This window comes from Nocardioides korecus (genome assembly GCF_054778395.1).
Genome location: NZ_BAAGZO010000005.1, coordinates 101246 through 121287, shown reverse-complemented (window position 1 = coordinate 121287; position 20042 = coordinate 101246). Strand labels below are relative to the sequence as shown.

The following is a 20042-nucleotide window of genomic DNA, read 5'->3' as shown; positions in this document are numbered from 1 at the left end:
TCCGAGCGAGATGAGCGTGGCAACCGAGGCTGCCTGAAGTCGTGAGCGCATGTCCCGGGCTCCTGAACAGTGGGGGATCCTTCTGTTCACCACTATACGGAGTAAAACGGACATTTAGGTAAAGACGGACTCCTCGGATCAAAAGTTCTCGCGGTGCTAGCGTCGTCACCCGTGAAGGTGCTGGTGACGGGCGGGGCGGGCTACATCGGATCGACCACGTGTCGGGCTCTCGAACAGGCCGGCCACACGCCGGTCGTGCTCGACTCGCTCGTCTCGGGCCCGCGCGTGTTCGTGGGGGACCGGATCTTCTACGAGGGCGACGTGGCGGACCGCGCCCTCCTCACCCGGGTCGTGCACGAGCACCCCGACATCGAGGCGACCATCCACATGGCGGCGCTGGTCGTGGTGCCCGAGTCGGTGGCCGACCCGCACCTGTACTACCGCGAGAACGTCGCCAAGTCCCTCGAGCTCCTCGACTGCCTCTCCGGTCTGGGCAAGCGCAGGGTGCTGCTGTCGTCGTCGGCGTCGGTCTACGCCTACTCCCCCTCCTTCGAGGTGGACGAGCGCTCTGCGGTCGACCCGCAGTCGCCGTACGCCCGGACGAAGCTGATGATGGAGATGGTCATGCAGGACATGGCTGCCGCCGGGGCCATCGACGCGGTGATGCTGCGCTACTTCAACCCCATCGGGTCCGACCCCGAACTGACGACCGGGATCCACGTCCGGGAGCCCTCCCACGTGCTCGGGCAGCTCGTGAGGGCCGCGACCGGGCAGCAGGAAGCGTTCCTCATCACCGGCACCGAGCACCCCACCCGCGACGGGACCGGTCTCCGCGACTACATCCACGTCTGGGACCTGGCGCTCGCCCACGTCGCGGCCGTCGAGCAGTTCGACCGGATGCTGACGCGGGTGGGGTCGAGCAGCGTGGTGCTCAACGTCGGCACCGGGCGTGGCGTGACCGTGCGCGAGCTCGTCCAGGCCTTCGAGGCGGCCTCGGGGACGACGGTCCCGGTGCGCGAGGCACCGGCTCGCGACGGCGACGCCATCGGGGCCTACGCCAACGTCGACCGCATCGCCGAGCTGCTCGGGTGGCGGGCCCGGTCGACCACCGAGGACGCACTGCGGTCGGCCCTCGCCTGGGCCCGGCGGCGCCCCGAGGTGCTCGGCTACCCCTGAGACCGGTCAGCCCAGCGCGGCGCGCGCGACGTCGTCAGCGATGGCGTCCCACGACCCGACCGAGCTGAGCCGCTCCCGCCCCCCGTCGCCGAGGCGCTGGGCCAGCTCCGGGTCGTCCAGCAGCGCGGCGATGGCGTCCCGCAGCGCCTCGACGTCGCCGGGCGGGACGATGGTGCCCGCCACCCCGTCGGGCACCGCGGCTGGGATGTCCCCGACCGCCGAGGCCACGACCGGCCGCCCGAAGCTCTGGGCGAGGTGGACGACCCCGCTCTGGTTGGCCCGCAGGTACGGCGCCACCACCACGCGCGCCTCGCCGAACAGGCCCGGGACGTCGGCCATGTCGACGTACCCCGGACGCAGCTCGACGCCCGGGACCGTGCGGGCCAGAGACCGCACCTCCTCCAGGTCGACGTCGGCCTGGACCGCCCCCGCGATCACCAGCCGGGCCTCGGGCCGCGTGTCCACGACCTGGCGGAAGGCCTCGATCAGCAAGGGGATGCCCTTGTGACGGGTCCAGATCCCGAAGAAGAGCACCTGCTGGAGGGTGGAACGCACCACGGGGATCTTCCCCTCCCCCAGGAACACGTCCTCGTCACCGTGGGGCACGACCGTGACGGGGACCGACGGACGCCACCGGGCCAGGACGTCCTCCCGCGCACCTTCGCCGAGGACGAAGATGGCGTCCATGTGCAGGACGGCCTGACGGATGGCCGAGGCCAGCACCCGGTCGGGAAGGCTCCGCTCCTCTCGGTAGAGCGAGCCCTCGCGCCGCTGCTCGCTGAGCGGGCGGGTCTCGTGGAGCACGATGCAGCGGCGCGTGGAGGGGCTGACGACGCGGCACGCGCGGACGAGCCAGGCGTCGAAGGGGAAGCGCAGCGGCTGGAAGAACACGGCGTCCGGTCGCGTGCGGAAGAGGGTCACGAGGACGATCAGCAGTGCGTGGACGTGCCGCAGCCCGCGGAAGGGCCGTCGCAGTCGACGCACCCAGCCCGGGACCGCGCGTTGGTCACCCGAGTGCCAGGTGGGGAGCACGGAGGCGATCCGCAGGCGGGGCTCCTGGGAGGAGAGCTCGGGATCGGGTCCCGTGACGAGGGTGACGTCGTGCCCCCGGCCGGCCAGGTGCGAACCCAGCTGGAAACCGAAGTGGAAGAGCCCCCCGGACGGGCTCAGCTCGACGAACATGAAGGAGGCCATCGACTTCGTTCTGCCTAACGTCGGGGTCCGGTACGGAGGGCACAGTACTGGACGGTTCTGTGACGATTCGGTGCATCGGGTGTGTTCCGGACGTGCAGTCACTCACTCGGTGACCGGGGGCGGCTCCGGCCACCACCGGGCGTAGGCCCGGCTCATCCGCAACCGCAGGTAGGGGCGGGCGAGCTTGAGCCGGAACGTGCGCAGGTCGTTGCCGCGGTAGACCCCGACCCGGGGGACGGCATAGGGCCCGACGGGCTCGCGACGGTCGGGCAGGGAGTAGGCCAGGTCGTAGCCCGCCCGCTGCGCGGCGCGCCGCACATGGGCGGCGTGGTGACCGAAGGGGTAGGCGAGCTGGGCGACCCGGCGTCCCAGCAGGTCCTCCAGGAGGGTCCGGCTGCTGCGGAGGTCGTCCAGGCACTCGGCCTCGGAGAAGTCTGGGAGGTCCCGGTGGGACCAGGTGTGCGAGCCGATCTCCACCCCGGACTCCGCGAGCTCCAGCACCTGGTCGGCGGTGAGCACGCCAGGGGCAGGATCGACCGGCGGGAACACCCAGTCCACGGGACTGGCCGGCCGTTCGAGCGTCCCGGCGACCACGAACACGGTGGCGGGGAGCTGAAGGCGCCTCAACACGGGCAGCCCGTGCTCGAAGACGCTCGCGAACCCGTCGTCGAAGGTGATCGCGTGGTCCCGTGCCGCCGGGGCCGACGCCGTGCGGACCACGCGACCGCTCCGGGCCAGCACCTGGCACTGGTCGTCGAAGTCCTCCGGGCTCACCGACAGGGGCGAGTCCCACGCGGCGTCGAGCGCGTGGTAACAGAGGACGCTCATGCCTCGGATCATGGCAGAGATCCGGTAGCGTCGAAGTCGTGCGCCCGGACTCGCCCGACTCGGGCGCCTCAACCCCGTGGACGCGCACCGGTCCGCAGGCTCTCGACGGCGTCGCTAGCGAGCTCGACGACCTCATGACGGCGTGTGCGGCACCGGTCACGGCCCGGCGACCCTGGCTGCAGGTCTGGCTCGAGCACCACCCCGACCACGAGCCCCTGGTCGTGACGGTCCCTGGCCCGGACGGGTCGCTCGCCGCCGCTGCCCTGCTGGCTACCCGGCGACGTGCGGGGGTGACCCAGGTGGTGCCCCTGGGTGATGGAGCCAGCGACGTCGTGGTGATGCCGGCACGCTCGCACGCCGACGCGCAGCGCTTGGCGAGTGCGCTGGCCGACGACCTGGGTCGCCGGCGCCCCTGGCGCCTGACCGCGCGGCACCACGACGCGTCCGACGAGGTGGTCCCCCGCCTCGCTCGGCGCCTGCGTCATGCCACGACCGAGCCCGGGGACGTCTCCCCGGTGATGCGCGCCGGGGCGCAGCCGACCCTGGAGGCCCACGTCTCCAAGAGCCACCGGAAGGGTTCGAAGTGGCTGCGCAACCGCCTGGCCCGCGAGGGCGTCGTGGTCGACGTCGAGCACCTTCGTCGAGTCGACCACGTCCGCCGAGTCCTCCCCGAGGTCGAGGAGGTGCACCGCCGTCGCGACCGCGAGCTGGGCAGGTCCTCCCCGATGGACGACCCCCGCGAGCGCGCCTTCTTCCGCGAGCTGGTGCTCCGGCACGCCGAGCTGGACGAGTTGTGCTTGACCGTCCTGCGGCTCGACGGGGAGTTGGCGGCGTACGCCCTCTGCTTCGTCGACGGCGCGTCCCGACGCATGTGGAACTGCCGGTTCGACCCGGCGCACGCCCGACACAGCCCGGGCCGGCTCGCCATCGACGCGGCCGTGGCCGTGGCGCTGGCCGACAGAGTCGAGGAGTTCGACTTCATGCGCGGCGAGGAGGGCTACAAGCGCAGCTACGCCGACAGCGAGACCCGCACCGTCGACCTGCGCGCCGCCTCCGGCCGCGGCCTGTGGGCGCTGGACCGGGCGATGGTGGTTGCGCGCGACCTGGTGCGCCGGCTGGAGACGTCATCAGGCCCGGTCGCCTCCCGGGCCGCCGCGCTCGTGCGGTCGGCCCAGACCCGCACCCCCACCTAGCGCCTGCCCGCCTCCTCGTGGTCGGGCAGGGCCACCACGCGGGTCGAGCCACGGTGGTCGAGCAGGCCGCCAGGCCCGTCGTCCATCCCCCAACGACACGACAAGACCCCCCGTGGCCCAGGGCCACGGGGGTCTTGCGACGAACTAGTGCGTCAGAGCGACTTGCGTCGAGCCGCCGCGACCGTGATGCCGCCGACCAGCAGGAGCGCCGCGGCGCCACCGATCAGCAGGGTGTCGTTGGGTGCACCGGTGGACGGAAGACCGCCCGCGTTGCTCGAGGACGGCGACGTCCCGCCAGAACTCGAGCCACCGCCCTGGCTGCCGCTCACACCCTGGAACTGGCTGGTGCCGAGCACCGCTCCGCCGGGACCGGTGCCGGTAGCGGTGAAGGTGCCGGAGCCACAGACGCGAACCGTGAAGGTGGCCTGGCCCTTGGAGCCGGAGCTCTTGCTCTTCTGGAAGACGATCTTGCCGGAGGAGTCGCGCACGGTCAGGGTGAACGTGGTGTTCGCCGGACCAGTCACCTTGATCTTGGTGACCACGCAGTTGCCGGACTGGGTGGGGGGCGTCACCACGACGCCGCCGGGCTGGCCACCGTAGGGAGCGGCCTGGGCTGCAGTGGGGGCGAGGAACGCGAAGAACGCGAACGCCACGATGGCGAGGATGCGGAAGACCTTCACGGTCGTCTCCATTCATGTCTGGGGGGCGACCGTCCCGAGATGAGTCCTAGGAGCAGCCAGATCTAACAAGGAGGACGTTAGCAGGCTTGGTGCCGGGCGTGTACCTGATATCGGGGATTTGTCTCAGCGCCACGCCACCCATCCTCACGGTCAGGGTCTTCGACTCCCCAGGAGCGAGCTCGAAGTCACGCGTTCCGGCCCACAGTCCGTCGTGCCGGTAGGTGGTCAGGTCACGCCTTCCGTCGCTGGCACGGACCCCCTGGATGGTCCACCCCCGCGGGGCGTAGACGACCACCTGGGTGAGGACGTCGCCGGGTCGCACGCGGGCGCCACCACCCGTGACGTACGGGGGGAGATTGCGGTCCTTCGGCGCCGCGGAGCGGACCTTGACCGTGACGGTGGCGCTGGTCGGTGTGGTGCACCGCGAGGGCGAACTGGTGATTGCAGCACGTTGGTAGGTACTCATCTTGGACTGGGTGCGGTCGTGGAAGTAGACACCGACGTCCGATTGCGCCGCCCGGCTACGCAGCGACCGACCCAGCGCGGTGGTGGCCAAGATCCTCTCCTCGTCCGCCCGCGCTGACCACACCATGACGCGGCCCTGCTCCACTCCGTCGCTCAGGGCCGTCGTCAGGGCACGGGGGTCACCGCGGAACTGGCGCACCCGGTCGAACACGGCCTTGGCGGCCTGGGCGAAGACCTGGTTCTGCTGCTGGGGATCGGGCACGTCCCGGTAGACGTCGACCAGGAGCTTCTGAGTGGCGTTCTTGCCCGTGAGCCGCCCGGCCGACGTGGGGACCGGGCCGACGGCGCGGAGCAGCAACTGGAGAGCCCAGGGGTCGATGGCGGCGACCCCGTCGACCCGTCCACCCTCGCGGCGCTGCCACATGGCTGTGATCAACTGTGCGGCCCTCGGGAAGTCCGGGGTGTCCGTGACGTTCTGGGGGTAGGTCGCCAACACCGTGCCGTAGAGCGCCTGTTCTGCCGGTGCGAGCGGGAGCACGGGCCGGTCGAACGAGCCGATGTCAGTTGCTGTCGCCTGCTTCACCAGGGTGAGCCGGCCGTTCTCGGCCCGGATCAGGGCGATCGCTCCGGGAATGCCCCCCAGAGACCTCTGCTCGGCCGTGTTCTGGGCGAGCAAGAGGTAGTCGCGCCGTCCGCCCTGCCCCAGCATGCCGGGCAGGAGTCGACCGGCCACGGCTGCCGTGCGGGACAGACGGGAGGTCTGGTCGAGCAGCTTCTGGGTCGCTTCGACCTTGGTTGCCAGCTTCGGGATGAGGGACCTGGTGGTGATGGCGGCGGCCTGTCTGTCCGCGGCCCCGAGCAGGCTCGCGGCACGAGTCAGCTGCGCGCTCGCTCGCTGGAGCGGCGCGAGCTGCACCCGACCGTCGCGCAGACCCACCTTGCGCGGGTCGACGTCCGACAGTGCCGTCAGCACGGCCGGCATGGCCCCGTGGGTCACGTCGTCCACCGTGGACACGAGACTCTGCGCCGCGCTGACATCGTCCCCCACCCCCGGCACTGCACCCACCAGCGTCCACTGTGGACCCGAGAGCGACGACCGGGCGTCCTGCGTGGCTGTCTGGGCGCGATCGAGCGATTCGCGAGCGCCGGTGACGTCGCGATCCAGGAGCCTGGTCCGAAACTCTCGGACCGCGACGTCCGCGTCCTCAGCGCTGCGGTAGGCGGACCACCCCTGCCAGGCCACCAGGACCAGTAGGAGCACCACGAGAGTGAGGACACCGATCAGCACCCGCCGCACCACCCGTGTCCGCGACCGCCCGCGGTGTGAGCGGCGGGACCGGGGTCGGGAGTCAGCCATGAGGGCAGAGTAGAGGGGGGCGTGCCTGGAACCACGAACATCCGCGCGACGCACGGCGCGGGGCTGGTGGTGCAGGTGGTGCCGTAGGGTGACGCTGCCTCACTGACCGGGCCACCGCTCGGACCATCTCGAAGGGACCTCCGTGGAGCTGCGCGACTACCTCCGCATCGCCCGGCGCCGCTGGCTGCTCATCCTGCTCACCACCGTCGCGGCGGTCGGCGTCGCAGCTCTGGTGACGTCGGCAGCGACCCCGATGTACCAGTCCTCGGCGCGGGTGTTCGTGTCGACGGGTAGCTCGTCGTCGAGCTCGGACGCTTACCAGGGCGGACTGTTCTCCCAACAGCGGGTGGCGTCGTACGTCGACGTGATCAACGGCGAGGACGTGGCCCGTCGCGTCGTCCAGGACCTGAAGCTGAGCGAGAGTCCCTCGACCCTGGCCTCGCGGATCACCGCCACTGTCGTGCCAAACACCGTCCTGCTCGAGGTGGCGGTCCAAGACCCCAATCGCTTCGAGGCCCAACGCATCAACAACGCACTGATGTTGGAGATCCGCAGCCTGGTCTCGGACCTCGAGACCCCCCCGGGCCGCCGGGTCGCCACTCTGAAGGCGACCGTTGTCGACGCCCCGCAGCTGCCGACCTCCCCGGTCTCTCCGCAGCCGGCGCGCAACCTCGGCCTGGCCCTGGTCCTGGGCCTGCTGCTGGGTTTCGGGCTCGCCGTGGCCCGGGAGCTGTTCGACGCGACGGTCAAGGACCTGGACGATCTTCCGGCGCTGGCCGAGACCCCGGTGCTCTCGGGCCTCTCCTACGACCCGCAGGTGTTCGGTGAGCCGCTGATCAGCAACCTGCCCTCGCACTCCCCGCGCGTGGAGGCCTTCCGCGTGCTGCGCACGAACATGGAGTTCCTCGATGTCGACTCCACGAGCAAGGTCTTCGTGGTCTCGAGCTCTGTGCCTGGCGAGGGAAAGTCGACGACCGCGACCAACGCCGCCCTCGCGTTCGCCTCCGCCGGACGGGAGGTCCTGCTGGTCGACGGCGACATGCGACGCCCCCAGGTCGCGCACCTGCTCGGGCTCGTCCCTGACGTGGGCCTCACCACCGTGCTGACCGGCCAGGCAGACCTGGCCGACGCGGTGCAGCGCCACAGCGAGACGGGCCTGGCCGTCCTCACGGCCGGGGCCATCCCACCCAACCCCGCCGAGCTTCTGCAGTCACGAGCGATGCAGGTGCTGCTCAACGAGCTCCGGTCGCGCTACGACGTCGTCATCATCGACGCCCCACCGCTGCTCCCGGTGACCGATGCGGCTCTGATCGCCTCGGAGTCCGACGGCGCCGTGGTGGTCGTGCGCCACGGCCGCACGACGAGGGACCAGCTACGGGGCGCCGCCGAACGTCTCCAGTCGGTGGACGCCCCCCTCCTCGGTGTCGTCTTCAACATGATCCCCCTGCGCGGGAGCGGCTACGGCTACGGCTACGGCTACGGCTACGGCCCCACTGACGACGCGAGCCCGTCCCGGAGCACCCTGACCTGGCGGCAGCGCCGGGACCGCAGGCGCGAGCAGAGGCGCTCTCCCCGCAAGGACCGCGACTCGCACGACTCGGTCGACGCCTAATTCGACCCCGATCTGGCGTGACCTCATCGGAACTCGTCAGTTACGTATATGAATTTGGCGACCCGGGCGTACGCTTCGCGGCGTACACGTAGATGATCCACCTACCGCTCTAGTCCACTTGTGGTACGTCTGTTCACCCTCCGGAACCAGTCACGGCTCCGTGATGTGACGGACATGCGGACCACCTAGGGTCCCGTTGCGGCGCGTGGGCAGTGCGTCGACACCGGGAAAGCACTTGGGGGCCTACCGCATGACCACGTTCATCCCCGACCAGTCGGAGGAACGTCGACGGGTCGTCGGCGCCGTCCGCGCTCAGACGCGGCTCAACGCGCTTGACCGGGCTAGCACCGGTCTCCGACTCGTCCCGGTGATCGCCCTTCTCGTCGACACCGTGCTCCTGATCGCCGCCGTGGTGCTGGCTCGCGTCGGCCGCGGAGGCATGGGGGTGTTCCAGGACAGCAACCAGGTGTTCAACCCCACCTTCCTGGTAGCGGCTCCCGTCGTCACCCTCGGCTGGTTGGTGAGCATCGCCCTCAACGGCGGCTACGAGCGCAAGCTCTTCGGCGCCGGCGCGACGGAGTACCAGCGGGTCCTCAACTCAGGTCTGCTCAACGCCGCGGTGATCGGCATCGGGTGCTTCCTGTTCAAGTTCCCGCTGTCACGCGGCTGGTTCGTGATGGTCTTCGCGCTCGGGATGCCGCTCCTGCTGGTGGGGCGCTGGGTGCTGCGACGGGGCATCCACCGGGTGCGTCGCGAAGGTCTGCTGCAGCACCGCGTGCTCGTGGTCGGTGACGGCCTCCACGTCGACGACGTCGCCGAGGTGCTCGCCCGCGAGCCCTGGCTGGGCTACGACGTCATCGGCGCCCTGGCCCCCGAGAGCGCCTCGGCCCTCACCGCGGGAGGCGTCCCGATCCTGGGACCGACCACCGCCGTGGCCCACCAGGCCGTGGCCCTGGAGGCCGACATCGTCTTCTTCGCCGGTGGAGCGGTCGAGTCCTCCTCCCAGCTTCGCCAGGCGATCTGGTCCCTGGAGCACACCGACATCAGCGTCGTGGTCGCCCCCAGCGTCACCGACGTGGCCAGCGAGCGCATCAGTGTCCGCCCCGTCGCCGGCATGCCGATGATCCACGTGGGCAAGCCGCGGTCGGCCGCTGCCTCGCGCAAGCTCAAGCGCGCCTTCGACGTCCTGGGCGCCTCGGCGCTGCTCCTGTTGTTCTCGCCCGTCTTCCTCTACGCCGGGGTGTGCGTGAAGCGGCACGACGGCGGACCGGCGTTCTTCTCCCAGCCTCGAGTGGGGCGCCACGGGGTGACCTTCCGGTGCCTGAAGTTCCGCACGATGGTCACCAACGCCGAGGAGCTGCTCAAGGAGCTGGTCTCGCGCCGTGGAACCAGCTCCACCCTGAGCCTGTTCAAGATGGTCGAGGACCCCCGCGTCACCGCCCCCGGTCGCTGGCTGCGCCGCTTCTCCCTCGACGAGCTCCCCCAGCTGTGGAACGTGCTGAAAGGCGACATGAGCCTGGTCGGTCCCCGCCCGCCGCTCCAGCGCGAGGTCGAGATGTACGACGACGACATGGCACGCCGCCTGCACGTCCGGCCCGGACTCACCGGTCTGTGGCAGGTCTCGGGCCGCTCCGACCTCGCGATCGAGGAGGCGATCCGACTCGACCTCTACTACGTCGACAACTGGTCGATGATGCAGGACCTGGCCATCCTGTGGCGCACGCTCGGTGCTGTGGTCCGGGGACGCGGCGCCTACTGAGGGCTGAGCTCATACTCGGTCCGACGCAACCATCACCGCGATTCTCGAGCGGTCGGCTCCACCATGCGTCGGGCGGCGGGGCCCGGGTGGGCCGACCAGTACGCTGTGGGCTGCTGTCCTCGACACGAGAGGTCCACCCCACCGATGACGCAGACGCACGCCGACTACCGGCTGAGCCAGCTCGACCAGCTGGAGGCCGAGTCGATCCACATCTTCCGCGAGGTCGCGGCCGAGTTCGAGAAGCCGGTCCTGATGTTCTCCGGCGGCAAGGACTCCATCGTCATGCTGCGGCTGGCGGAGAAGGCCTTCTACCCGGCCAAGATCCCCTTCCCGGTCCTGCAGGTCGACACCGGCTACGACTTCCCCGAGGTGCTGGAGACCCGCGACCACTGGGTCGACCGCCTCGGCGTACGCCTGATCGTGGCCAGCGTCGAGGAGGCGCTGGCCAACGGCATCGTGGTCGACGACGGCAAGACCAGCCGCAACCGCCACCAGATCGGCACCCTGCTCGCCGCCATCGAGGAGAACGGCTTCACCGCCGCCTTCGGCGGCGGGCGCCGCGACGAGGAGAAGGCGCGCGCCAAGGAGCGCGTCTACTCCCACCGCGACGACTTCGGCCAGTGGGACCCCAAGATGCAGCGCCCCGAGCTGTGGAGCCTCTACAACGGACGCATCCACGGCGGCGAGCACATGCGGATCTTCCCGCTGTCGAACTGGACCGAGCTCGACATCTGGCACTACCTGGCCCAGGAGCAGGTCGAGATCCCCTCGATCTACTTCTCCCACCAGCGTCGTGTCTTCAAGCGCGACGGCATGTGGCTCTCCGAGAGCGACTTCAACCCCACCAAGGACGGTGAGGAGGTGGTCGAGAAGACCGTGCGCTTCCGCACGGTCGGCGACCTCACCCTCACCGGCTGCGTGGAGTCCGAGGCCGACACGCTGGAGAAGATCATCGAGGAGGTCGCCATCGCCAAGGTGACCGAGCGCGGCGCCACCCGCGGTGACGACCGCTTCTCCGAGGCCGCCATGGAAGACCGCAAGAAGGAGGGCTACTTCTGATGGCCGACCCCACCCCCCACGACACCAACCCCACCCTGGACGACCTCGGCGTCGGCCAGATGGACCTGCTCCGCTTCGCCACGGCCGGCTCGGTGGACGACGGCAAGTCGACCCTGATCGGTCGTCTGCTGCTCGACTCGAAGGCCATCTTCGAGGACCAGCTCGAGGCCGTGGAGGCCACCAGCGCGTCCAAGGGCTACGACTACACCGACCTCGCGCTGCTCACCGACGGCCTCCGCTCGGAGCGCGAGCAGGGCATCACCATCGACGTGGCCTACCGCTACTTCGCGACCCCGCAGCGCAAGTTCATCATCGCCGACACCCCCGGCCACGTGCAGTACACCCGCAACATGGTCACCGGCGCCTCGACCGCGGACCTCGGCCTCGTCCTCGTCGACGCACGCCAGGGCCTCACCGAGCAGTCGCGTCGCCACGCGGTCCTGCTGTCGCTGCTGCGCGTCCCCCACCTGGTGCTCGCGGTCAACAAGATGGACCTCGTCGACTACGACCAGGCGACCTACGAGCGGATCAAGAAGGAGTTCACCTCCTTCGCGACCAAGCTCAACATCCCCGACCTCGAGGTCATTCCGATCTCGGCCCTCCAGGGCGACAACGTGGTGACCCGCTCGGAGCACATGCCGTGGTACCAGGGGTCCTCGCTGATGCACCACCTGGAGAACGTCCACGTGGCGTCGGACCGCGACCTGGTCGACACCCGCTTCCCCGTGCAGTACGTCGTGCGCCCCAAGTCCGACGACTTCCACGACTACCGGGGGTACGCCGGTCAGCTCGCCGGCGGCGTGATGCGCCCCGGCGACGAGGTCGTCGTGCTCCCGAGCGGCATGACCTCGAAGATCGCCGCCATCGACCTCTTCGACCGCGAGATCGACGAGGCCTTCCCGCCGATGTCGGTGACCGTCCGGCTCGAGGACGACGTCGACGTCAGCCGCGGCGACATGATCACCCGGGTCAAGAACGCTCCCAAGCCCAGCCAGGACATCGACGCGATGGTCTGCTGGATGACCAACGAGCCGCTCAAGCCGCGGCAGAAGCTGGCCATCAAGCACACCACCCGCAGCGGCCGCGCGCTGATCAAGGACGTGCAGTACCGCCTGGACGTCAACACGCTCCACCGCGACCAGGACGCCGGCGAGCTCGGCCTCAACGAGATCGGCCGCGTGCAGCTGCGCACCACCGTGCCGCTGCTGTGCGACCCCTACTCCAAGAACCGCACGACGGGGTCGTTCATCCTGATCGACGAGGCGACCGGCGTGACCGTGGGCGCGGGGATGATCAACAGCGCCGGCTGATCGAGACACATCTGGTTGACGAAGTGTCCCCGAGCCGCTGGCTCGGGGACACTTCTCGTTTGCCACGACGGTCTCGCAGGCCTGTCGGTGCTACTTCGTGGAGAAGGAGGTCGTCCCCGTTCCCGAGTTGCCGGCCACGTCGACCGCGGTGACAGTGACCGCATAGCTGCGGTTTCCCGGTTGGGTCGAGATCTGGGTCGAGCTCCGCCACACCGTGCTGCTGCCGGTCGTGGAGACCAGCACCATGGTCTGAGGCGTGTTCGTCGCGACGAAGGCCGAGCCGTTCCAGTAGCTCGCGCCGTTCGCCAGCACGAACGACACGGACGACAGCCCCGAGCCGCCCTCGGCGACGGTCGCGCAGATGTACCCGGTCCCACACTCGCTGTAGGTCCATGGCGCGGAGCCGTTCGAGTACGTCGCGTTGTCTGGCCTCACGGCACTGACGACAGGCGCTGTCTTGTCGATCTTGTAGGGGCCGGAGGAGCGCGCGGTCTCCACGTTTCCTGCGGCATCGCTCGACCGGAACCAGAGGTACCACGTCCCGTCCCCGGTGATGCTCGCCGCGCTTCCGGAGGCGGCGGTGGACCACGTGTTGTCGGCCGGCGCGGACGACGAGTTCGTCACCTGGTACCTGGTCGGCGTCGTTGCAGCGAGACCAGAGCCAGGAGTCGGGTCGGAGGCGTTCAACGGCACACTGACCGAGCTGGTGAACCAGCTGTTCGCTCCAGCGGTGGCGAAGGGAGTCCCGACATTGGTCGAGGGCGCGCGCGAGTCGACCCGGAAGGCCTGTGAGCCGACGGTGGACGTGCGTCCTGCGTTGTCGATCCCCCGCCAGTTCAGCGTCGTTCCCGAAGAGGAGGTGTCACCCACGAGCAGACTCGAGGCGAAGAGCAGCCAGCCGCTGGCCGACGTCGAGTCGTACTGGTACTGGGTGCCCTTGTACCCGGACGCGGTGCCTGTCGTGGGGGTGCCGTCCGTCCCCGGGCTGAGGGTGACGCGGGGCTGTGTGGTGTACCAGCCGTTCGTGTTCGGTGCCGCGCCCGAGACGGTCAAGCCGGGCGCGGAGGGGTCGACCAGGTCCAGCTTGACCTGCTGGCTGCTGCCGGTACCAGTGCGACCAGCGTTGTCCCTCGCGCGGAACTGGTAGGTGAGGTCACCCTGGGTCAGTGGCACGGAGCCCCCATTGGCGATCGCCGTCCAGTTCGTCCCGTCCGTGGACCACTCGATCTTGCCGACGTTCGAGGTGGCGTCCGTGGCCGACACCGTCAACGAGGGCGCCGATGTGTACCAGTTACTGGTCCCCTGGGTCCCCCCGGTCAGCGACGGGGTGACCGCGGGATCGGCGGTGTCGACCTTGAGGGCGGACGTTGCTGCCGTCGTCGAGGCGTTGCCGGCCGCATCGACGGCGCGCACGGTCACCGTCTGGGCGCTGCCGTCGGCCACGACATACCCGCCGGAGGGGATGATTGTCCACGAGGCGCCGTTCAGCTGGGCCTCGTAGTGGTCGATCCCGGAACCGCTGTCGCTCGAGCCCGACCCGGTGACCTTGGGGGCATTCACGTAGTAGCCGTTGCTGCCGTCCGGTGAGGTCGGGTTGACCGTGACCGTCGGGGCGCTCGGTCCGGTCTTGTCGTAGTTGACCGTGACCTTCGTGATCGTGGACACGTTGCCCGCGGTGTCGGTGGCCCGGACGTAGACGTCGGTGCCGGACGGCGAGCTCGACTCGGGCACCGGCACGCCGCCCGCGGGGTAGGTCGTCCACGAGCCGCTGGTGGCGCCGATCTGGTACTCCTGCGACGCGACGCCGGAGAGCGGGTCGTTGGCGGTGAACGTGACGACCGGTGCGGTCTCACCGACGTACCACCCACCGCTGCCGGCCGTGCCGCCCGTGACGGCCGCGGTGGCGAGGGTGGGCGCGACCTGGTCGATCTTCACCACCTGCGACGCGGCCGCGGCGACGTTGCCCGCGACGTCGGTGCTGCGGTACCAGACGGTCGTGCTGCCGTCCGTGGAGACGGTCACCGAGGTGCCTGCCGTCCAGGGGCCGCTGCTGGAGGCCAGGGAGTACTCCGTGCTGGTCACTCCCGACGCCAGGGCCGGCGCACCCAACGGCGAGGTGTCGACGGCCGCGAGGTTGACGGTCACCGGCGACTTGTACCAGCCGCCCGAGGGCGTGGCCGTGCTCGTGGGTGTCGCGGTGGTGACAGGAGCCGTCTTGTCGAGCTTGACGAACGTGTTGTTCTGCATCGCCTCGGCGTTGCCGGCGTTGTCGACCGACCAGAAGGCGATCTGGTTGGAGTCCTCGCGACTGACGGTGAAGCTGGCCGAGGCTGCACTGACCACCTGCTCGGGGCCACCCGCGACGGTGTAGTGGAGGGAAGCGACACCCGATGTCGCGTCACTGGCGTTCAGGGTCACCGCGACGTCGTTCTTCTGCCAGGTGGTGTTGTCGCCGACCCGCGAGATCGAGGTCGTCGGGGCGGCCGTGTCGACCTTGACCGTGACCGACTTCGCGGCCCCGGTGTTGTCGGCGTTGTCCGTCGCCCGGTAGTAGACGACTGTGGTCCCGTCGTTGACCGCCAGCGGCGTCGAGTAGGTCGACCAGGTGCCCGAGGTGCCGCCGACCTGGTACTCGACCCGCGCCAGGCCCGACGCGGCCGCCGGTGAGTTCGGGGAGGTGTCGGTCGCCGAGAGCGACAGGGTCGTCGACTTCGTGTAGTAGCCGTTGACCGGGCTCGCGGAGCTGGAAACCTGCGGGGTCGTGACCGGAGCGGTCTTGTCGACCTTCACGAACTGGGTGTCGCCCGCGGACTCGACGTTTCCCGCGTTGTCGACCGCCCAGAACCGGATCCGGTTCGAGTCCTCACGGGAGACCGTGAACGACGTGCTGGCCGAGGTCCCCGAGACGGGGACCACGGTCTCCGCTGAAGCGTTGGTCGAGTCCACCACGCTGTAGTGGATCTCCTTGACGCCGCTCGTCGCGTCCGTGGCGTTGAGCGTGATCACCACGTCGGTCTTGTTCCAGCCGGCGCCGTTCGGTGCCTTGTCACGGCTCAGCGTGGTGGTGGGTGCGGTGGTGTCGCCGACGAAGGTGGTGAGAGGGCTCTCGGGGCCACTCCAGCCACCCCGGGTGGCGACGACGCCGTACTGCTGGGAGCCGCTGGCAGGGCTGGTGTCGGCGCAGGAGCGGGTGGGCTCGGTCGTCGTGCAGGCCACCGTGACGGTGGGGCCGACGTGACGCAGGACCTTGTAGCCCGTGACCGGCACACCGTTGCTCAGCGTGACGGCGTTCCAGCTGATCGAGGCTCCGCCGCTCGACCCTTGGACGGTGGGCGCGGTCGCAGCGTTGACCGTGGCGGCCGTGGCCGCACCGGCGCCGCTGCCGAAGCTCGACCAGGCGGCCCAGGCCACGGTCCCGACCAGGGTGAGTGCGACCGCACTGCTGAGCGTGACCACGGAGCGGCGGCCCCGGTGGACGCGGGTACGGCGCTCGGCCTGCTGCCTCTTGAAGGCACGGAACGCCTCCAGCGACTCGGCGCTCATGCCGGGAGTCCCTTCGCGGTCGAGACGGGAGAGAAGGAGCGGGGTGCGCGACAGCGGCGGGACATCACTTCTTCACCGCCGACGCGGTGACGTTGATGGTGTACTGCGCGCCCTTGCAGGCGTTGGGCGAGGAGTTGAGCATGGTCACGACGGTCGACAGGCTGGCCGACTTCTTGGCGACCACGACGACCCGGTTGGTGCTGGGGAGCGTGACCTGACCCGCGGCCTGCACGGAGGTCGTGGGGCACCCGGTCGCGTTCGTCCGCGGCACCGTGACGCTGTAGCCGTCGACGACGATGTCAAAGCTGTTGGGGTTGGAGAACGTGACGGGCACGGACACCGAGCGGGTCGGGACCAGACCGGTCACCGACCCCACCGTCACGTCGAACGTGCCGGCGCAGTTGCCGTTGCCGCCGCTCGGCTGCACGCAGTTGTCGGTGCCCCCGCCGCCGCCGTTCACGCCGGCGGCGGCGGGACGCCCGAGGAGGGTCGGGGCCGAGGGTGCGGACGCGAGGAGCACGCCACCCAGGACGACCGCTGCGAGCAGCAGCCACCCCGTCAGCGCAGCGCGCCTCTGTGTGGGTCCCGGTTCCATCACCCTCGGCCCCCGATCCGCCTGATGCTCGACGAGTGTCAGTTCGAGCTGGCGGCAGTCGCTGCGTAGCTCACGGTGAACACGGCGCCCTGGCAGGCGTCGAGGGCAGCGTTCGTCATCGAGACGGTGACGGACTTGGTGACGCTGGAGCCCGCGGCGATCCGGTCGGACAGGTTGCTGAGAGCCGCACCAGTCACAGAGTCAGCGTTGCAGCCCGCCTTGTCGGCAGTGACGGTGCCGGGGGTCAATGCGGTCAGGGTCACCGCGTAGTCGTTCGGGTTGGTGACGGTCACCTGCTGGGTGACGTTGCCGGTCGGGAACAGGCCCAAGACCGGCGCGCCCGCCACCGTCACGCTCTTGGACGTGCCAGCGGTGACGGCGCCCGTCCCGGTGCCGTTCGAGGTCCACGCCGCGACGGCGACGCCGCCGACGGCGAGGGCGAGGACGGTGCCGCCGACGACGGCGGTCTTCTGGGTCTTGTTGAGCTGGGACTTGCGCATGACGAAGTACCCCTTTCGAGGGTGGTCGGAGAGCGGTGCCGACCCCCCGTTCGGAACCGGCGGCCGTACTAGAACACGCGGCCGACGGCGGTTGCTAGGAGCTGAACACAGGTGCGGGACGGGCTACCCCCGCCTGGCCCGAAGGGACTAGTCCGATTCGGGACTGTTGGACACCCTTCATAATCCGTTCGGACCATATCTGGGTGTCACACGGGCCATCACCAAGCGGGCAATGAGCCGCAAATGGGTTCAGGTGGCGGAACCCCGCCGCGTTACCCAGGTGTCTAGTCCGCAAACGCGGCCCATCCCAGGAACCGGACACGCCGGCCCCTCAGAAAGGGCGGCTAGCCTAGCGGCCGTAGTCGTCCTCGTGCCGACAGATGTCGTCTTCGCCGGTGTAGGCGCCGTGCTGGACCTCGACGATGACGAGCTCCTCGCTACCCTCGTTGGCCAACCGGTGCTTGGCCCCGAGCGGCACGTCGACACTGTGTCCCGGGCCAGCGACGACGGTCTCGTCGTCGATCACGCAAGTGGCCTTGCCGAAGACGACCACCCAGTGCTCAGACCGGTGCTCGTGGGTCTGCAGCGAGAGCCGCTGCCCCGGCGAGACGTGGATGCGCTTGATCTTGTAGCCCGGGGCCACGTCGATCACGTGCCACGAACCCCAGGGACGGTTCTCGGACTCCAGTGCCATCTGACTCTCATTCCTCACCGCGGCCCCTCTCGGGCGGGGACCGCACGCTCCACAGGAAGTCTCTCGCACTTCAATGAGTGCGCGCAGGCGGGTCTCGAAGCCAGGGGCGGGACTTACCTCAGGGGACGCACGTGCAGTCCCACCTCGGGGTCGACCACCACCTCCTGGGCAGCCGGGAGCCCGCCGGCGTCGAGCTGGGCGTCGATCGGCACGTTGCGCTTGAGCATCGCCAGCGCGATCGGGCCGAGCTCGTGGTGTCGCGCCGACGTGCCCACGAAACCCACCTCCCGGTCGCCGTCCAGGACCGGAGCACCTCGCTCGGGCAGGTGGTTGGCCGACCCGTCGAGGTGCAGCAGGGTGAGCCGCCGGGGAGGACGGCCGAGGGTATGCACCCGGGCGACGGTCTCCTGGCCGCGGTAGCACCCCTTGTCCAGGTGCACGGCCGAGTCGATCCAGCCGACCTCGTTGGGGATCGTGCGGTGGTCAGTGTCCTGGCCGAACCGCGGCTCGCCCCGCGCGATGCGCAGCGCCTCGTAGGCCCACGACCCGCAGGCCGGCCCGACGGCGGCGGCGTAGTCCTCGAGCTTGTCCCTGTCGACAAGGTCGAAGGCGCCGAGCACCTGCTCGCTCGACGGCTGCCGGTCCCGCGGCAAGGGGCGCCAGGCGACGGCCACCTGCTCGGTGACGTCCTCGACCTCGACGCGCATCATGAACCGCATCCGGTCCAGCCAGGCGACCAGGGGCGCGGCCGCGCCGGGTTCGACGTGGGCGGTGAAGACCTCGCCGTCGTCGACCGCGTGCATCGCGTGCTCGACGTGGCCCTGCGGGGACAGCACCAGCGCCTGGGTGGGGACGCCGGCCTCGAGCCGCTCCAGGTGCTGAGTCGTGAGCGAGTGCAGCCAGGTCAGCCGGTCGGGACCCGTGACGCGCAGGACCCCGCGGTGCGAGAGGTCGACGAAGCCCTCCCCCGCCGCCAACGTCCGCTGCTCCCCGTTGAACGACCCGTAGTGCGCCGCCACGGCCGCGTCCACACCCTCGCCGTGCACCGCCCCGGGCAGGGACAGCAACGGGCTGGGCAGCGGGCCGGGGGTGGGGACGTCGACACTCATGTCCCTAGTGTCCCTCGCGCCGGTTCACGCACTCCCCGCACGTCCCGAACACCGTCAGGTGGCCGTAGTCCGGCTCGAACCCGTACGCCGCCCCCAGCGGCCCCAGCGCCGCCTCCATCTCACCCCGCCCGATGCTGATCAGCCGCTGGCACCCCCGGCACACGAAGTGGGCGTGCTCGTGCCCAGCCGCCGAGTGGTAGGTCGGGGCCCGGTCGGTCAGGTGCGCGTGCCGGATCAGCCCGAGCTCGTCGAGCAGCTCCAGGGTCCGGTAGACCGTCGAGAGGTTGATCGACTGGGAGTGCCGCCGCACCTCGGCGTACACCTCGTCGGGCGTCGCGTGACCCAGGGTCTCGACGGCTCCGAGCACGAGCTCGCGCTGCGGGGTGAGCCGGTAGCCCCCCGCACGCAGCTGCTCGTGCCAGGTGCTCACTGCCGCTTGAGCTGCGCGTGGGTGTGGGGCTGGAGCGGCTGGCCCATGGCGGCCATGTCGAAGGCGTAGAGCAGGTCGCCGTTGACGTAGCCGTACATCCGCTGGCCGCCGGTGTACTCCTTGGCGCTCTGCGTGCGCACGACGGCGTCCGTGGTGAGCTCGAACCGAGGCTGGTCGGGATGGACCTGACCGTGCCACGTCTCGACGAACCCGGTGTTGTGGGAGAGCAGGAACTCGATGCTCCCGTCCTCCTGGGGCCGGATGAACCCGGTCTCCTGAGCTGCCTCGCGGGTGTGGTTGCCCTGCTCGTCGACGATCCAGGACCGCGACATGTAGTGGATGAAGGGGCGCCCGTCCTGCTGGAAGATCAGCTCCTGGCCGAACTGGAACGGCTCGATCGTGGGGTACTCCCCGTGGCCGTTGCCGGCCCACGTGCCGATCATCCACGCCAGCCGGGCGCAGTTCGGGTGGATGTTCTCGGGGATGGTGAACGGCATGCGCGGAATCCTACGGCGCGGGGACATCTCAACGACACGCG

Annotated in this window: 17 protein-coding genes; 6 read left to right on the top strand and 11 right to left on the bottom strand. The window is 70.0% G+C overall.

All coding sequences use genetic code 11. The features are described from left to right. The first annotated feature begins 171 nt into the window (after positions 1-171). Positions 172-1176 (top strand): UDP-glucose 4-epimerase GalE, encoded by a 1005-nt coding sequence (gene galE, locus ACYVDA_RS11310; RefSeq protein ID WP_460818460.1) that lies wholly within the window; start codon positions 172-174, stop codon positions 1174-1176. 6 nt (positions 1177-1182) lie between these two features. Here the strand turns inward: galE and ACYVDA_RS11305 are convergent, their stop codons facing one another. Both ACYVDA_RS11305 and ACYVDA_RS11300 read right to left on the bottom strand, forming a co-directional pair. After that, positions 1183-2370, bottom strand: coding sequence for a glycosyltransferase family 4 protein (locus ACYVDA_RS11305; RefSeq protein WP_460818459.1), 1188 nt, complete (start codon positions 2368-2370; stop codon positions 1183-1185). A gap of 102 nt (positions 2371-2472) precedes the next feature. Beyond that, positions 2473-3198 (bottom strand): polysaccharide deacetylase family protein, encoded by a 726-nt coding sequence (locus tag ACYVDA_RS11300; RefSeq protein WP_460818458.1) that lies wholly within the window; start codon positions 3196-3198, stop codon positions 2473-2475. A gap of 38 nt (positions 3199-3236) precedes the next feature. On the opposite strand from ACYVDA_RS11300, the gene ACYVDA_RS11295 reads away from it, so the two are divergent. Further along, on the top strand, positions 3237-4391 hold the full coding sequence (locus tag ACYVDA_RS11295; RefSeq protein ID WP_460818457.1) for a GNAT family N-acetyltransferase: 1155 nt from the start codon (positions 3237-3239) through the stop codon (positions 4389-4391). Between the two features lie 152 nt (positions 4392-4543). Here the strand turns inward: ACYVDA_RS11295 and ACYVDA_RS11290 are convergent, their stop codons facing one another. Together ACYVDA_RS11290 and ACYVDA_RS11285 are read right to left on the bottom strand one after the other, a co-directional pair. Beyond that, positions 4544-5083, bottom strand: a complete 540-nt coding sequence (locus ACYVDA_RS11290) for an LPXTG cell wall anchor domain-containing protein (RefSeq protein WP_460818456.1) — start codon at positions 5081-5083, stop codon at positions 4544-4546. Between the two features lie 34 nt (positions 5084-5117). Then, a complete protein-coding gene (locus ACYVDA_RS11285; RefSeq protein ID WP_460818455.1) occupies positions 5118-6824 on the bottom strand; it encodes a DUF4012 domain-containing protein in 1707 nt (568 codons plus the stop codon). Positions 6825-7035: 211 nt separating this feature from the next. Here ACYVDA_RS11285 and ACYVDA_RS11280 point away from each other — a divergent pair, with 211 nt between their 5' ends. From ACYVDA_RS11280 to ACYVDA_RS11265, 4 genes are all read left to right on the top strand, one after another. Next, the gene (locus tag ACYVDA_RS11280) at positions 7036-8505 is read left to right on the top strand and encodes a tyrosine-protein kinase domain-containing protein (RefSeq protein WP_460818454.1); all 1470 of its coding nucleotides are present in this window, start codon (positions 7036-7038) and stop codon (positions 8503-8505) included. Between the two features lie 250 nt (positions 8506-8755). Next, complete coding sequence (locus ACYVDA_RS11275; RefSeq protein WP_460818453.1) at positions 8756-10264, top strand: sugar transferase; 1509 nt, start codon at positions 8756-8758, stop codon at positions 10262-10264. 144 nt (positions 10265-10408) lie between these two features. Continuing rightward, positions 10409-11323, top strand: a complete 915-nt coding sequence (gene cysD, locus ACYVDA_RS11270; protein WP_460818450.1) for a sulfate adenylyltransferase subunit CysD — start codon at positions 10409-10411, stop codon at positions 11321-11323. 59 nt (positions 11324-11382) lie between these two features. Then, positions 11383-12633: a sulfate adenylyltransferase subunit 1 gene (locus tag ACYVDA_RS11265; protein ID WP_460818721.1), complete on the top strand. Its 1251-nt coding sequence runs from the start codon at positions 11383-11385 to the stop codon at positions 12631-12633. 90 nt (positions 12634-12723) lie between these two features. Here ACYVDA_RS11265 and ACYVDA_RS11260 read toward each other — a convergent pair whose 3' ends face one another. The 7 genes from ACYVDA_RS11260 to ACYVDA_RS11230 form a co-directional block, all read right to left on the bottom strand. Beyond that, positions 12724-16176 (bottom strand): beta strand repeat-containing protein, encoded by a 3453-nt coding sequence (locus ACYVDA_RS11260; RefSeq protein ID WP_460818448.1) that lies wholly within the window; start codon positions 16174-16176, stop codon positions 12724-12726. Positions 16177-16240: 64 nt separating this feature from the next. Beyond that, entirely contained in the window at positions 16241-16696 is a 456-nt protein-coding gene (locus ACYVDA_RS11255) for a hypothetical protein (RefSeq protein WP_460818445.1), read from the bottom strand. A 113-nt stretch (positions 16697-16809) separates the two neighbouring features. Next, positions 16810-17271 (bottom strand): hypothetical protein, encoded by a 462-nt coding sequence (locus ACYVDA_RS11250; RefSeq protein ID WP_460818443.1) that lies wholly within the window; start codon positions 17269-17271, stop codon positions 16810-16812. Between the two features lie 349 nt (positions 17272-17620). Continuing rightward, entirely contained in the window at positions 17621-17965 is a 345-nt protein-coding gene (locus ACYVDA_RS11245) for a phosphomannose isomerase type II C-terminal cupin domain (protein ID WP_460818441.1), read from the bottom strand. A gap of 113 nt (positions 17966-18078) precedes the next feature. Further along, complete coding sequence (ygfZ, locus tag ACYVDA_RS11240) at positions 18079-19074, bottom strand: CAF17-like 4Fe-4S cluster assembly/insertion protein YgfZ (protein ID WP_460818438.1); 996 nt, start codon at positions 19072-19074, stop codon at positions 18079-18081. A gap of 4 nt (positions 19075-19078) precedes the next feature. Next, entirely contained in the window at positions 19079-19504 is a 426-nt protein-coding gene (locus ACYVDA_RS11235) for a Fur family transcriptional regulator (RefSeq protein WP_460818435.1), read from the bottom strand. Then, the gene (locus ACYVDA_RS11230) at positions 19501-20001 is read right to left on the bottom strand and encodes a heme-binding beta-barrel domain-containing protein (protein ID WP_460818432.1); all 501 of its coding nucleotides are present in this window, start codon (positions 19999-20001) and stop codon (positions 19501-19503) included. The genes ACYVDA_RS11235 and ACYVDA_RS11230 overlap by 4 nt, the downstream gene beginning before the upstream one ends. Between the last annotated feature and the right edge of the window lie 41 nt (positions 20002-20042).

Coding starts and splice junctions, on each gene's coding strand:
- ACYVDA_RS11305 (WP_460818459.1), bottom strand. CDS start 2,370: ATGGCCTCCTTCATGTTCGTCGAGCTGAGCCCGTCCGGGGGGCTCTTC.
- ACYVDA_RS11300 (WP_460818458.1), bottom strand. CDS start 3,198: ATGAGCGTCCTCTGTTACCACGCGCTCGACGCCGCGTGGGACTCGCCC.
- ACYVDA_RS11290 (WP_460818456.1), bottom strand. CDS start 5,083: ATGGAGACGACCGTGAAGGTCTTCCGCATCCTCGCCATCGTGGCGTTC.
- ACYVDA_RS11275 (WP_460818453.1), top strand. CDS start 8,756: ATGACCACGTTCATCCCCGACCAGTCGGAGGAACGTCGACGGGTCGTC.
- cysD (WP_460818450.1), top strand. CDS start 10,409: ATGACGCAGACGCACGCCGACTACCGGCTGAGCCAGCTCGACCAGCTG.
- ACYVDA_RS11265 (WP_460818721.1), top strand. CDS start 11,383: ATGGACCTGCTCCGCTTCGCCACGGCCGGCTCGGTGGACGACGGCAAG.
- ACYVDA_RS11260 (WP_460818448.1), bottom strand. CDS start 16,176: ATGAGCGCCGAGTCGCTGGAGGCGTTCCGTGCCTTCAAGAGGCAGCAG.
- ACYVDA_RS11250 (WP_460818443.1), bottom strand. CDS start 17,271: ATGCGCAAGTCCCAGCTCAACAAGACCCAGAAGACCGCCGTCGTCGGC.
- ACYVDA_RS11245 (WP_460818441.1), bottom strand. CDS start 17,965: ATGGCACTGGAGTCCGAGAACCGTCCCTGGGGTTCGTGGCACGTGATC.
- ygfZ (WP_460818438.1), bottom strand. CDS start 19,074: ATGAGTGTCGACGTCCCCACCCCCGGCCCGCTGCCCAGCCCGTTGCTG.
- ACYVDA_RS11230 (WP_460818432.1), bottom strand. CDS start 20,001: ATGCCGTTCACCATCCCCGAGAACATCCACCCGAACTGCGCCCGGCTG.